The 14,035-nt window shown below is 65.4% G+C and carries 10 protein-coding genes; 8 read left to right on the top strand and 2 right to left on the bottom strand.

Annotated elements, in window-relative coordinates; all coding sequences use genetic code 11:
• The first annotated feature begins 10 nt into the window (after positions 1 to 10).
• The 5 genes from JWS13_RS36505 (at position 11) to JWS13_RS36485 (ending at position 5,373) form a co-directional block, all read left to right on the top strand.
• On the top strand, positions 11 to 289 hold the full coding sequence (locus JWS13_RS36505; RefSeq protein WP_124389817.1) for a sarcosine oxidase subunit delta: 279 nt from the start codon (positions 11 to 13) through the stop codon (positions 287 to 289).
• A complete protein-coding gene (locus JWS13_RS36500; protein WP_206010201.1) occupies positions 286 to 3,150 on the top strand; it encodes a 2Fe-2S iron-sulfur cluster-binding protein in 2,865 nt (954 codons plus the stop codon). The genes JWS13_RS36505 and JWS13_RS36500 overlap by 4 nt, the downstream gene beginning before the upstream one ends.
• The gene (locus JWS13_RS36495; RefSeq protein ID WP_206010200.1) at positions 3,143 to 3,736 is read left to right on the top strand and encodes a sarcosine oxidase subunit gamma; all 594 of its coding nucleotides are present in this window, start codon (positions 3,143 to 3,145) and stop codon (positions 3,734 to 3,736) included. Before JWS13_RS36500 ends, JWS13_RS36495 begins: the two co-directional genes overlap by 8 nt.
• A 72-nt stretch (positions 3,737 to 3,808) precedes the next feature.
• Complete coding sequence (gene folP / locus JWS13_RS36490) at positions 3,809 to 4,717, top strand: dihydropteroate synthase (protein ID WP_206010199.1); 909 nt, start codon at positions 3,809 to 3,811, stop codon at positions 4,715 to 4,717.
• Positions 4,714 to 5,373 carry an aminotransferase class IV gene (locus tag JWS13_RS36485; RefSeq protein WP_206010198.1) on the top strand — a complete coding sequence of 220 codons (660 nt, stop codon included), beginning with the start codon at positions 4,714 to 4,716 and terminating at the stop codon, positions 5,371 to 5,373. The genes folP and JWS13_RS36485 overlap by 4 nt, the downstream gene beginning before the upstream one ends.
• A gap of 361 nt (positions 5,374 to 5,734) precedes the next feature.
• Here the strand turns inward: JWS13_RS36485 and JWS13_RS36480 are convergent, their stop codons facing one another.
• Positions 5,735 to 7,504, bottom strand: a complete 1,770-nt coding sequence (locus tag JWS13_RS36480) for a DUF262 domain-containing protein (RefSeq protein ID WP_206010197.1) — start codon at positions 7,502 to 7,504, stop codon at positions 5,735 to 5,737.
• Positions 7,505 to 8,144: 640 nt separating this feature from the next.
• Between JWS13_RS36480 and JWS13_RS36475 the strand changes: the two genes are divergently transcribed.
• From JWS13_RS36475 to JWS13_RS36465, 3 genes are read left to right on the top strand one after another with little or no spacing between them, the layout of a single operon-like run.
• A complete protein-coding gene (locus tag JWS13_RS36475) occupies positions 8,145 to 8,564 on the top strand; it encodes a glycine cleavage system protein H (RefSeq protein ID WP_206010196.1) in 420 nt (139 codons plus the stop codon).
• A complete protein-coding gene (locus JWS13_RS36470) occupies positions 8,561 to 9,943 on the top strand; it encodes an L-serine ammonia-lyase (RefSeq protein WP_206010195.1) in 1,383 nt (460 codons plus the stop codon). Before JWS13_RS36475 ends, JWS13_RS36470 begins: the two co-directional genes overlap by 4 nt.
• A gap of 1 nt (position 9,944) precedes the next feature.
• The gene (locus JWS13_RS36465; RefSeq protein WP_206010194.1) at positions 9,945 to 10,637 is read left to right on the top strand and encodes a hypothetical protein; all 693 of its coding nucleotides are present in this window, start codon (positions 9,945 to 9,947) and stop codon (positions 10,635 to 10,637) included.
• Here JWS13_RS36465 and JWS13_RS36460 read toward each other — a convergent pair.
• Positions 10,606 to 14,034, bottom strand: a complete 3,429-nt coding sequence (locus JWS13_RS36460) for a serine/threonine-protein kinase (RefSeq protein WP_206010193.1) — start codon at positions 14,032 to 14,034, stop codon at positions 10,606 to 10,608. The genes JWS13_RS36465 and JWS13_RS36460 overlap by 32 nt on opposite strands.
• Position 14,035 lies beyond the last annotated feature (1 nt).

Genomic DNA, 14,035 nt, shown 5'->3' with positions numbered 1-14,035 from the left:
AGGAGCCACAATGCAACTCATCGAATGCCCGTGGTGCGGGTCCCGTGAGGAAACCGAGTTCCACTACGGCGGCGAAGCCCACGTCGTGTACCCGGAAGATCCGCAGTCGCTGACCGACGAGGAATGGGCGCACTTCGTGTTCTTCCGCGCGAACCCGAAAGGTCTGTTCGCGGAACGATGGAACCACAGCGCCGGCTGCAGGCGCTGGTTCAACGCCGTACGAGACACCGCCACCTACCGATTCCACAGCGTGTACCGCTTGGACGAGCAGAAGCCGACGATATCGTGAACGCACCCTTCCGCACCCGCCAGGGCGGTCGCCTCGACCGCGACACCTCCTACACCTTCACGTTCGACGGCCGGGAACTGACCGGTCACCCCGGAGACACGCTCGGTTCGGCGCTGCTCGCGAACGGCGTCCACCAGGTCACCACCAGCATCAAGCTCGGCCGCCCCCGCGGCATCACCGCCGCCTGGGCCGAGGACACCGGCGGCCTCGTGCAGATCGAGGAGCCGTTTCCCGAGCCGATGCTGCTCGCCACCACCATCGAGTTGTTCGACGGCCTCGTCGCCCGCGGCATCCCCGGTCAGGGACGTCTCGCGACCATCCCGGATTCGGCGAAATACGACGCCAAACACGTCCACACCGACCTCCTGGTCGCCGGCGCCGGCCCGGCCGGTCTCGCCGCCGCGCTCACCGCAGCCCGGGCCGGTGCGCGGGTCGTCCTCGTCGACGAGCAGAGCGAAGCCGGCGGCGACCTGCTCGGCAGCACGGATCTGATCGACGACGCTCCCGCTCTCGACTGGGTCGCGGCCGCGGTCGCCGAACTCGCGACGTACCCGGACGTGTTGCACCTGCAGCGCACCACCGCGTTCGGCCACTACGACGACGGCTTCGTCCTCGCCCTGGAGCGTCGCACCGACCACCTCGGTGGCCAGGCCCCGGCCGCCCTGAGCCGCCAGCGTGTCTGGCGGATCCGGGCCCGGCACATCCTCGTCGCCGCCGGTGCGCACGAGCGTCCCGTCGTGTTCACCGACAACGACCGCCCCGGGATCATGCTCGCCCACGGTGCCCGCACCTTCCTGCACCGCTACGGCGTCAAGGTCGGTGAGCAGGCCGTCGTGTTCACCACCAACGACAGTGCGTACCAGGCGGCGATCGACCTGCACGACGCCGGTGTCCGCATCAACGCGATCGTCGAGGCCCGCGACACCGCCCCCGCCGTCCTGCTGGCCGAATGCGAGGTGCGCGGGATTCCCGTCCGCACCGGATCCGTGGTGTCCGGCACCCGCGGCAACGGCCGGGTCAGCCACGCCCTCGTCACCTCCCGCGGCGACGACACCGGCACCGCGGTCCCGCTCGCCTGCGACGCACTGCTCGTCAGCGGCGGCTGGAACCCGGCCGTGCACCTGTTCTCCCAGGCCCGCGGCAAGCTCCGCTACGAGGAGAACCTCGGCGCGTTCGTGCCCGGCGAGGACCTCGACGGCGTCACCGTCGCCGGCTCCGCCAACGGCATCTTCGACCTGGCGGGGTGTCTGCACGACGGCGAGCGCGCGGGCCGGGCGATTGTGGGCGCGTTGGACTTCGACGCCCCCACCCCGAACCGCACGGACACCGCAGCCTCCGCCGCACCCGAGACGACGAAGCCCCTGGTGCTCTGGCGGGTGCCCGACCCCGCGGGACAGGACACCCAGTTCGTCGACGTCCAGCGCGACGCGACGGTCGCCGACCTCGCCCGCGCGGTCGGCGCCGGGATGACGTCGATGGAACACATCAAGCGCTACACGACCATCGGCACCGCCCACGACCAGGGCAAGACGTCGGGTGTGATCTCCTCCGGCATCACCGCCGAACTCCTCGGCCGCCCGATCGAGACCCTCGGCACCACCACGTTCCGGCCCCCGTACACCCCGGTCGCGTTCGCCGCCCTCGCCGGCCGCAGTCGCGGCGCCCTCTTCGACCCCGAACGGGTCACCGCCCTGCACGACTGGCACGTCGGCCGCGGCGCGGTGTTCGAGGACGTCGGCCAGTGGAAGCGTCCCCGCTACTACCCGCAGCCCGGGGAGGACATGGACACCGCGGTGCTCCGCGAATGCGCCGCCGTCCGCCGCAGCATCGGCATCCTCGACGGCTCGACCCTCGGCAAGATCGACGTCCAGGGACCCGACGCCGGGGTGCTGCTCGACATGCTCTACACGAACATGATGAGCACCCTCAAGGTCGGCATGGTCCGCTACGGACTCATGTGCGGCGTCGACGGCATGGTCATCGACGACGGCACCGTGATGCGCCTGGCCGACGACCGCTACCAGGTGTTCACCACCACCGGCGGCGCCGCGAAGATCCTCGACTGGATGGAGGAATGGCTCCAGACCGAATGGCCCCACCTGCAGGTGCGGCTGACCTCCGTCACCGAGCAGTGGGCGACGTTCCCCGTCGTCGGACCGAAATCGCGTGACGTGATCGGTGAGGTCTTCCCCGACCTCGACGTCACCAACGACGCGTTCCCGTTCATGGCCTGGCGCGACACCACCCTCGCCGGCGTCCACGTGCGCATCGCCCGGGTCAGCTTCTCGGGCGAACTCGCCTACGAGGTCAACGTCAACGGCTGGCACGCCCCCGCGGTCTGGGCCCGCCTGATCGCCGCCGGCGACAAGTTCGACATCACCCCGTACGGCACCGAGACCATGCACGTCCTGCGCGCCGAGAAGGGCTACCCGATCATCGGGCAGGACACCGACGGCACGGTCACCCCCCAGGATCTCGGAATGAGCTGGGCGGTGTCGAAGAAGAAACTCGACTTCGTCGGCAAACGCTCCTTCAGCCGGCAGGAGAACCAGAACCCGCTGCGTAAGCAGTTCGTCGGACTGCTGCCCCTCGACAAGCAGACCGTGCTGCCCGAGGGCGCGCAGATCATCGAGGAGGTACTGGACGGGAACCTGCCACCCGCGCCGGTCCCGATGCTCGGGCACGTCACCTCCAGCTACCTCAGCGCCGAACTCGGCCGCCCGTTCGGTCTCGCCCTCGTCAAGGGCGGCCGAGCCCGCGTCGGTGACACCCTGCACGTCCCGGTGGACGGCCGCCTGGTGGCCGTGGAGGTCACCGGTTCCGTTCTCGTCGATCCCGAAGGAGCACGTCGCGATGGCTGACACCCTCACCCCGCTGTCCCCCCTGCACGGCTGGGACCAGAAGTTCTCGGCGCTCCCCGAGTCGGTGCGCATCACCGAGGAACCGTTCGTCTCGATGGTCGACCTGTGGGTCGACCCAAGCGGCCCCGGAGGAGCGGCGGCGGGCACCGCGCTCGGTGTCGACCTGCCCACCACACCGTCGACCCGCGTGGACAACGGCGCGGTCGCCGCGGTCTGGCTCGGCCCACAGGAATGGCTGATCACCACACGATCCCAGTCCCCCGAGGAACTCGAGGGGGCGCTGCGGGCCGCGGTCACCCCGCACGGCGGCGCCGCCATCGACGTCTCCGCCCAACGCACCACCCTCCGGCTCACAGGGGCGCACGCCCGCGACATCCTGGCCAAGGGCTGCTCGATCGACCTGCACCCCAAAGTGTTCCGACCGGGATCGGCCGTGCAGACCATGCTCGGCCTCGCCGGTGTCGTCCTCATCGCACTCGACGACCAGGGCACCGACTACCGCATCCTGGTACGGGCCTCATTCGCCCGGTATCTCGCGGCGTGGCTGATCGACGCCGCCGAGGAATTCGGCGTCGATCCCGTGTAACGAGACAGTTCTCGGCCCGGGGGGCGACATGACGGCGCACCCCGGGCCGATCTCTGCAAGGAGGTTCGCACCATGCCCCCACGTTCGATCCTGCACGCGCCCCCGACGGCCGGCGCCGAGCGACTGCTCGGGGCGCTCGCACGCGACATTCCCCTGGTCTGCGGAATCGTCAACGCGACCCCGGATTCGTTCTCGGACGGCGGCCGCTACCGCGATCCCGCACGGGCGGTCGATCACGGGTTGTCGCTCGTCGCCGAGGGTGCCGATCTCCTCGACGTCGGCGGGGAGTCGACCCGGCCCGGATCGACACCACCGTCGGTGTCCGACGAGGTCGAGCGGGTGGTTCCCGTGGTCCAGGCGCTCGCCCGGCACACGTCCGTGCCGATCTCGGTCGACACCTCACGTCCCGAGGTGATGCGCGAGGCCGTCGCCGCCGGTGCGTCGATGATCAACGACGTTCGCGCCCTGCGACTGCCCGGCGCCCTGCAGGCCGCGGCGGACCTGCACGTTCCGGTCTGCCTGATGCACATGCTCGGGGATCCGGCGACGATGCAGGTCGCACCGCGATACCGGGACGTCGTGCACGAGGTCCGGGGATTCCTCGTCGCCCGCCTCCAGGCGTGTCTCGAGGCCGGAATCCCGAGTGAGCACATCCTGCTCGATCCCGGCTTCGGATTCGGCAAGACCCTCACCCACAACCTTCAACTGCTCACCGAACTCCGGCAGATCGCCGACCTCGGCCTTCCGGTCATGGCCGGACTCTCCCGCAAAGGCATGCTGGGCGCCATCACCGGCCGCGATGTCGACCACCGGCAAGCCGCATCCGTCGCCGCCGCCCTCATCGCCGCCCAGAACGGCGCGGCGATCCTGCGCGTCCACGACGTCGCCGCCACCGTGGACGCCCTATCGGTGTACCGCGCGCTCGTATATCGTGGTCCCGCCACCTCCAGTCACGTGCCGAATCGAGACTCCGCCCTGTGAACGCTTCCATGTCCGCCGCAGTGGGGCTCGCGACGATCGACGCAGCTGAGGTTCAGCTGATGGAGACGATGTATCACGATCCCGGCACGGGCTTGCGGCATCTCGACCGTCACCTGTCGCGTCTGGCCCACTCCGCCGCCGTGCTCGGATACGAATTCGGGGAACGCGAGGTCCGGCGCCACCTCGCGCACCAGCTGTCGTGCGCCGGAGCCGCCCGGGTCCGGGTGCGCCTGCACCGCGACGGCGGGGTGGACGTCGACGTCTTCGCTCCCCCGGTCGCGCCTGCCTGCGTGTCCCTCGTCCTCGACGACGAGCCCGTCGACTCCCTCGACATCCTCCTCGGGCACAAGACGACGCTTCGCGAGCGCTACGACCGCAGGCGTCACCGCAATCCCGATGCCGACGACGTCGTGCTCGTCAACGAACACGGGCATGTCACCGAGACCACGATCGCGAACCTCGCCGCCCGGATCGACGGCGTCTGGTGGACGCCGCCGTTGTCGTCGGGATGCCTGCCGGGTGTCGAGCGGTCGTGGCAGCTCGACCGCGGGTTGATGCGGGAGCGGATTCTCACGCCGAGCGACCTCCTGGCCGCCGAGGCACTGGCCGTGACGAGTTCGCTCAAGGGCGTACTGCCCGCGACCCTCCGGCCGTAACCGCTCCGTTCCGAACGACGCCCCTAGGTGCGGGTTCCTCGTCGCCCGCATAGGCACTTGGCTCGGCCTGTAATTCTTGCGCACGCCACGGTCGACTGCTGCCCGAGCTTCGACAGATCAACAGATCTCAGTGCTCCCGTCATCGCTGGACCATCACGTATGCCTCTTGGTCCCTCACCACCGGTCGCGACGTTCACGACACTCAGACCGTCAGTCGCAACGACAATCGCACGGCAAGCCAGAGCAGCCAGCCTCCGAGAGCGCAACGTCGCCGCGACCGTGGGTGCTATGGGTGTCGCGGGCGTTCGGTTGACGGGCGCAGAAAAATCCCGACGGTCTGACGCAGCAACACCTAGGGGCTTTACTTCGAGAATCGGGAACTCACGTCTGCGATTTCGCGCGGAATCCTAACTTCCAGAAGTTCGTCGCCACTTCGAATATAGGGATAGTCTCCGTAGAACGAAATCGCCTTTTGCTTGGGCACGATAACAACAATCAACCCGTAGCCGTAGTAGTTGTTCCAGGTGAAACTTGAGAGAACATCCGCCTTTAGTGGGTCACTAAGCGCAGAATCTCTGATACCATTTTTCCATAGCGTAAAGTACTCCTCCGGTGATTTACCCAGAAACTTCGCCTCCCTAGATACTCCTACGACATATTTCTGGCCAACCTCCCTTGCTCTTACGGCGTCAATTTTTTCAACTTGCTGCGCATCTTCCTTCTTATCCGCAATTCCGATAATAATGGTTCCATCGTGACTAGGACCATTGTTTGCGATTGCGCAAATATTCTTCGCCACCTTTTCAATTATCCCCGGGTCGATGCACCTGTTCCTTGGAGATAGCGTCAGAAGTCCCTGCTTTAACTCGTACCCCGAACTTTCGACAACCGATCGTTGAATAATATTGTCAATATCGACGGCCGAATGGTTTGAATAAACATATGATATGTCCGCCTCAACTGTGTGGGGCTCAAGCAACCCGACGATTGCCGAAATATTCTTCTTCCTTTCGTCAACAGTCGTCGACCCACGCCCCGTTTCAACCCTTTTATCAAGATTTTCCAGACCCTTTTTAAGCTGACCGTAGTCGGAGATCTTTCGCTTCTTGTTTATCAAGACTTGATGAATAGCTATTACAATCGTGGTGAATAATGCGGGAAACCCATTATTACTCCTCTTTGAGAAGAGAAGATTTCTCATCTTAGTGGAGGTGCCGAAGGCCGTGACCGTTCGTATCTCGTTGATGCAATGATCGATTTCTTCCTTCAGCCGTTCTTCACCATAAAACGACAGCGCACTCTTGATTCGTTCGTTCTCAGGACTTTCTATTGAATAGATTTGATCCAGAGCATCCTTCGACCTCTCAATCAGTTGCCCTCCAACTATGCAGGCAGCGATGTCTGCCAAGCATTGCTCATCCTTACTATCTCTGAGATCTGTCGAGAGTAGAATGCCCTCCGAAACCCAGAAGGTTTGATCGGCTTGTATTCCGTATCCGTGCTGAGTCTTTGGAAGGTCCACGCTGATTTCCGGCATCTTCTCAAGCGGAAGCAAGTCATCAGACGTGTCACCCCTAATAGATGATGCAATCTTCCTAATCATATTAGAGAAAGGGTCTTGAACCCCCGATTGCCTGCGTTCCTGATCACTCAGCTGTCGACCGTAAGTATTAATTCTCCTAAATACTTCGTTAATCTCAGATTCAGTAGTGGAGCGCATAATCGATATCGGTACGCTATACCCGAGTATGGTGACAACTTCTTCTCTAGAAACCCTATCTAGAGCTTCGAAGTTTTCAAACACAACTTCATTGGAGCGACGCTTTGCAGATGGAAATTCGTCTACGTCAAAGTACTTCTCGTCGGATGTAGAGTATGAGGTTTCGATAAATGAAAAGATCGAGAATAAACGCTGAAGACCGTCAATAATTTCGTACCTTCCTCCGGGCATCTCCGCCAGAAGAATGGAGGGTATTGGATAGTTGTTTCGAATCGATTCAATCAGTTCTCTTTTTTCTTCAAGCGTCCACACTAATTTTCTCTGGTAGCGCCGGTTTACAAGAAGCTTCCCCGACACATACCAATCATATAGAATCTGAATAGACTTGGGCTGTGCGTCAATTTCTGCCATGGATTCATCGTAGTAGATGCGTTGTGGATTGGGTTGACGGCGCGCGGAAGTCAGATTGCGCCAGGCTTTTCCCACGTGGCGCTTCTCCAGATTAAAGTTCTCCTACAACCCACATGGAGTCCCAGCCCTCGCGGAGGAGTGATCACCGGTCGGTGGACTTGAACTCGACCATAGGAAAGGTGCGGCCCGTCCCATGAGTGCAAAGGCGCGACCGACGTCGTCGCTGCACCGCTCCCGCTACATTGTCGGGTCTGTCCGGTGTTCGCATGTGCACGAATCGAGCCAACTTCCACCCAACTGCGACCCTTCTCGCAGGCTCGGCGACGTTAAGCGTCACTCGCGAACGTCGACAGACCTACGCCGCGTACGGCATGGTTCAGATCGATCGAGTACCACTCGTGGCACCCGGCCGATCCGGAGCGGGTCACACTTCACTAAGAAGTAGGGACGAAACCCCTCGCGAGTGAGGTTGGCCGAGCCAGTCTCACTCCGCATTGCCGGATCTTCATGGGGCAACCCCCTTGACCCACCTCGACCGCTGACCTACCGTTATCGACAACACTGATATATCAATATCCGACCTGTTTGATCACCAGTGAGACGTCCGCGACCCCACCGCCCGACTGTCAAAGGAAAAGGCATGAGAGCTCGACAGATTCCCTCGGATCGACGGTTCACGGCCACACACAGCTGGGTGGCCCTCGCACCGGGACAGAACTTCTCCGACTTTCCGCTCCGCGCCGGCGTCACCGACCGCGCTCTCGACGACATCGACGTGGTCGGAGTGGACCTGCCTGCCGTGCGAAGCACTGTCGACGCAGGTTCCCCCTGCGCCGTGATCTGGTCGTCGGCGCGGACGGCCATCACTGTGTACGCCCCGATCGGCGGTCTGATCACGATGACGAACCGCGACGCCACCGCTGATCCGGCGCTCGTCGCCGAAGATCCGTTCCACGCCGGATGGTTGTTCGCCATCCTGCCGGTGCCGTCGTCGTCCACGTACGGCCTCCTGACCCCCGCGCAATACGCGACCGAACTCAACGAGACGGTGACCCTGTGACCATCAGCGTGTTCGACCTGTTCTCCGTCGGTGTCGGCCCCTCGAGTTCGCATACCGTCGGACCCATGCGCGCGGCAGCGCGATTCGTGTCCGACCTGCACACGCTCGGCGCGTTCGAGGACGTCACCGACGTCCGCGTCGACCTGTACGGGTCGCTCGCCGCAACCGGCGCCGGCCACGGGACGATGTCCGCGGTCCTGCTCGGCCTCGAGGGGTATCGGCCCGAGACGATCGAAACCGAGGAGATGGAGCAGCGACTCGAGGCGATGCGGACCACGCGGTGCATCGCGCTCGGCGGCTCGCACCAGATCGCGCTGGCCGAGGACGAGATCGTCCTTCATCCGCTGACGATCCTGCCGTTCCACCCGAACGGGATGACGGTGACGGCCTATGCGGCCGGGAACGTGGAAATCCATCGGGAGACGTACTTCTCGATCGGTGGCGGATTCGTTGTCACCGAAGCCGAGAGCACGGAACACCGGCCGACGCCGGCGAGCGGGTCGTCGTTCGGGTCCGCGAAGGAACTCCTCGACATCTGCGCGCGGCACGGCTACCGCATCAGCCAGGTCATGCACGAGTTCGAGAGCGAAACCCGTTCGGCCGCGGAGATCCGTGACCGGCTGCTCCACATCCGCGACGTCATGGTCGAGTGCGAGCGACGCGGCATCTCCCGCGACGGGCTCCTTCCCGGTGCGCTGCGCGTCCGGCGTCGCGCCCGGGACTGGTATCTCCGGCTCGATCAGGAAGACCCGCACCGTGATCCCGCGTTCGCGGAGGACTGGGTCAACCTCGTCGCGCTGGCGGTCAACGAGGAGAACGCGTCGGGTGGGCGCATCGTCACTGCCCCCACCAACGGCGCCGCGGGCATCATCCCCGCGGTCCTGCACTACGCCGTCCACTACACGCCCGCCGGCCGGGCCGACCCGGACGAGACCGCGGTCCGGTTCCTTCTCGCGGCCGGCGCCGTCGGATCCCTCTACAAGGAGCGGGCGTCGATCTCCGGCGCCGAAGTCGGGTGCCAGGGCGAGGTGGGTTCGGCGGCCTCGATGGCCGCGGCAGGACTGGCCGAGATCCTGGGCGGTACACCGGAACAGGTGGAGAACGCGGCGGAGATCGCGATGGAGCACAGCCTCGGCCTCACATGTGACCCCATCGAGGGCCTCGTCCAGATTCCGTGCATCGAACGGAACGCGATCTCGGCGGGCAAGGCCATCAACGCCGCCCGCATGGCCCTGCGCGGCGACGGTACCCACCGCGTCAGCCTGGACCAGGTGATCGAGACGATGCGCTCGACCGGCGCCGACATGCTGTCGAAGTACAAGGAGACGTCCACCGGCGGTCTCGCCGTCAACGTCCCGGTCAACTACGTCGAATGCTGACATGATCACCGACGAACTTCGACTTCTCCCGGCCCGTGCTGCACACTTCATCCGGCAGCACCCGGTTCCGACGCGCGGCGCGTACACGCCCGAGACACGACTGTCGGTGCTCGACATTCTCGTGCACTGCGCACCGGTGCGCGGCGAGGCGTTCGTGGCATTCCAGTTGCTGAGCCGACGCGCCTTGCCGAACTCGTACCTTCTTCGCCTCGATGTGCTGGACGACGCGCTGGCCGCCCTGGACTCGTTCACCGTGACCGAAGACGAATGCGAACAGACCTTCGGCCCGAACTGGAAGGACGTCGTGCGTCACGCCGTCGATGTTGCCGCACTCGTCGATGAACAGTTCGGAGCACTGACGCGGACGAGCGGTGCCGTCGACGGCCGCCGGCGGCTCGGCGCCTGGATCTGCGCACGGGACGCGGCCTCGGAAGCCGGCCGGATCAAGTCCTGGTACCACGCCCAGGATGCCGCGTGGGAACGCCGCTACATGGACGAGGTGACCCTGCGCGAGGACGAGCGAAGATGTGCGGATCTCGCGACCGCCGTGCGCGACGCGGCGGCAGCTCACGCGGTGTCCGATCTCGTCGGAACGCACGATTTCACCAGGGCACACTACGAAACCCTGCTGGATCCGTGGCTCCTCTGTTCACAGCAGGGCGCTAATGGGCTGCCGCGAGCACTGCATCGGTGAACGTCCGCGGCAGGCCGGGTTGATTGTTCGCCCGCAGTTCCGACAGCGCGGCGACGACGTTCGGGCCGCCGTCGGGTAGGAATCGGATCAGCTCGTGCCGAGCGCACTCCGCTGCCGCAGGGAGCAGCGTCGCCTGCGCCTCGTCCCGACGTCCGGCCGCCCACAGACACGACACCAGCAGCCGGATCGCCTGCAGCCCGGCCCGATGCCGCCCGGTGCCGTCGAGTTCCCGCACCCAGTCGTTCGCCCACTCGCACGCCCGATCCGCCGCAACGGGATCGCCCTGGGCCTCGAGCAACCTGATGGCCGCCTCCTCCTCGAGTTGCGCTGTCGCCAGGTCGAGTCCGTCGGCGGGGGTGCGCCGGGTCTCACGAGTGACGGCGACGAACCCGGGCGGCACAGGCAACCCGATCCGCACCCGCTCGTTGTCGACGGCGGCACGCAGACGGGGCAGGGAGAACGCCTCTGCGGTCCGGACCCCCTCGTCGAGCTGTCGTGCCGCGCCCTCGCGATCGCCGCGCACCGCCATGATCCGCGCCCTGAGGCAGTAGTGCCGGATCATGAAATCGGGTGCGCCGCCGAGCGCGGCGGCGTCGAACGTCTCGTTGAGCAACTCGTCCGCTTCGTCGATCCGGTCCTGCTCGTAATGGATCTCGGCGAGCAGCGCGCGGGTGAGCCGCGCATGCTGCGACTGCGTGTTCTTCGCCTCCCGGACCAGCTGGAACGCCTTGCGGTACAGCTCCATCGCACTGCCGACGTCGAGCTGCTCGAACTTCGCGAGCCCGGCGAAACAGTACCCGTACGCGACGGAGTACGGCCCCGTGTTCTGCCGGTGGTACGGGGCCGCCCAATTCTGCCTGCGGTACGCGTCCTCGAACCGGAATTCACAGGTGTCCACGAACGTCGCGATGAGGGCGGCCATCGACACCACGAACGGGTGATACTCCGTCGGACGGGCGAGGCATTCGGAGACGAGCTCCCGCACCCCCGCGATGCGGTCGGCGGTCACCGCGATATCACCTTGCAGGACATCCGCTTCCACCCGGAGTTGCGCGGCCTGATGCTCGGACATCTCGCCGGCGTCGATCTGCTCGAGCGCCCGAGTTCGGGCGGCTTGCGCGAGTTCGAGGCGCTGGAGTTCGCAGTTCGCCCACCCGATCGTGAGTTGCAGCCGCGGGCTGGCGGCCACCAGATCAGCAGGCAGTTTCGCGATCAGGCAGAGCAGCGTCGACATCTGCGATCGATCGAGGAGGTAGAGATCGTCCTTCTCGAGCAGTTCCACCGCGCGCTGCGGTTCACCGGCCGCGAGAATGTGGTCGACGGCCTCCCCCAGCAGGTGCCGCTCCCGGAACCAGTCGTACGCCCGGCGGTGCAGGTCGATGATCCGCCCGGGGTGATCCCGGTCGAGACGCTGATGGAGGATCTGAGCGAACAGGTGATGGTAGCGATACCAGTGACGGTCGTCCCCCGTCCTGCCGAGGAACAGATCGCGTGCGGCGACCTGTTCGAGTTTCGCCTGCCCGTCCCGCACACCGCCCAGCGCCGACGCCAGGTCGCCGCACACCTTGTCCGGAACCGAGGTGGCGAGCATGAAATCGAGCATGTCCGGCTCGAGGGCGTCGAGCACGTTCTCGGCGAGATACTCGCCGATGGCGTCGGTGCCCGTCCGCAGCTGTTCGATCAAGTTCTCCGGACTTCCGGCTTCCCGCAACGACAACGAGGCCAACTGCAGTGCCGCGATCCAGCCGTCGGTCGATTCCCGGAGTTGCTCGACCTCGGTGTCCTTCAGTGGAACCTGCACCCGGCCCGACAGGAAGTTCTGCGATTCATCGAAATCGAAACACAGTTCTTCGGAGGCTATTTCGTTGAGTTCGTCGAGCACCCGCATCCGGCTCAGGGGCAGCCCCGACCGGCTTCTGCTCGCCACGACGATCTTCAGGTGGTGACAGCCGTTGTCGAGGAGGAACGTCATCGCCTCGATCGGCCCGGGGTCGGAGATGCGATGCCAGTCGTCGATCACGACGACGAGCGCGTCCTCGCTGTCGTGAAGCCGGTTGATCAGCGACGTGAGGACGAACCGTTCGACCGCCTCCCCGTGTTCTTCCAGGGACTGCCCCAGGTCGGTGACGACGTCCGGGCGGACCCGCCGGACCGCCTCGACCAGATGGGAGAGAAACCACACCACGTTGTTGTCGTCCCGGTCCACAGTCAGCCACGCGACCGCGGTCCCGGCCTCGACCAGGTCGTCGCGCCACTGGGCGACGAGACTGCTCTTGCCGAACCCGGCCGGCGCGTGGACGAGTGTCAGCCTGCGGTCCCGTCCCGCGCGCAGGGCGGCGAGCAGCCGGCGGCGGGGCACGAGCTGCCGGGTGGTCGTGGGTGGGCGGAACTTCGTCACCGGCGCGGGCGGAGTCGGCGGCGTCCGCACGTTGTACGGGAGCCCGGTGCCGCGGGACCGGATGGATTCGCCGGCATGGTCGTGAGATTGCTCGGGTGCCCGCTGAATCGGGATGTACATGTCGTCGACGGTCACACCGTTGCGTCGCTCGACCGCGCGAAGCTCGTTGCCGAAGTCCGCGGCAGCGCCCGGCCTGTCCTCGACCGCGCGAGACATGGCATGTTCGACGGCGCTACACACGTCGCCGGGGATTCCGGCATCCCGCAGATCGGGAACCGCCTGTGTGGAAATCCGCAGGAACTGACCGACTACCTGTTCACCGCTGCGGCGCTCGTACGCGGCATGACCGGTCAGCGCGCAGAACAGGGTGGACCCGAGGCTGTACACGTCCGACTCCACCGTCGGCGGCCTGCCTTCGAGTACCTCGGGCGCAGTGAACGCCGGGGAGCCGGTGATCGACCCTGCCGTCGTCTCGAATCCACCCGAGACACGGGCGATGCCGAAGTCGGTCAACTGCGGTTCGTCGTATTCGGTGAGCAGGATGTTCGCCGGTTTGACGTCGCGGTGCAGCATCCCACCGCGGTGCGCGGTCTCGAGGGCGCCGGAGATCTTGATCCCGAGCCGCAGCACCTCCTGCCACCCGAGAGGCCCCGAACGACGGATCTGCGCGTCGAGGGAACCGAACGAGTGGTACGGCATGACGAGAAACGGGCGACCGCTCCGGGTGACCCCGACCTGGTAGACGGCGACGATGTTCGGGTGCCCGGACGTCCGGCCCATCGCCCGTTGCTCCCGCACGAACCTCGTCACGTTGTCGGGATCGAGGTTCGACGTCAGGACTTTGACGGCGACCGTGCGATCGAGGTCTTCCTGCAGGCAGCGGTACACGACCCCGAACCCGCCGCGGCCGATTTCCACGGCATCGTCGAACCCTGCCGCTGCCAGCTCGGACGTGATCTCCGGCTGGCGCTGGGTTGCCCACGGATCGTCGTTCGCCATC

The sequence above is a fragment of the Rhodococcus pseudokoreensis genome (genome assembly GCF_017068395.1).
GTDB lineage: Bacteria > Actinomycetota > Actinomycetes > Mycobacteriales > Mycobacteriaceae > Rhodococcus_F > Rhodococcus_F pseudokoreensis.
The sequence above is the reverse complement of the archived record's forward strand: the minus strand, read 5'-3'. Positions and strand labels throughout refer to the sequence as shown.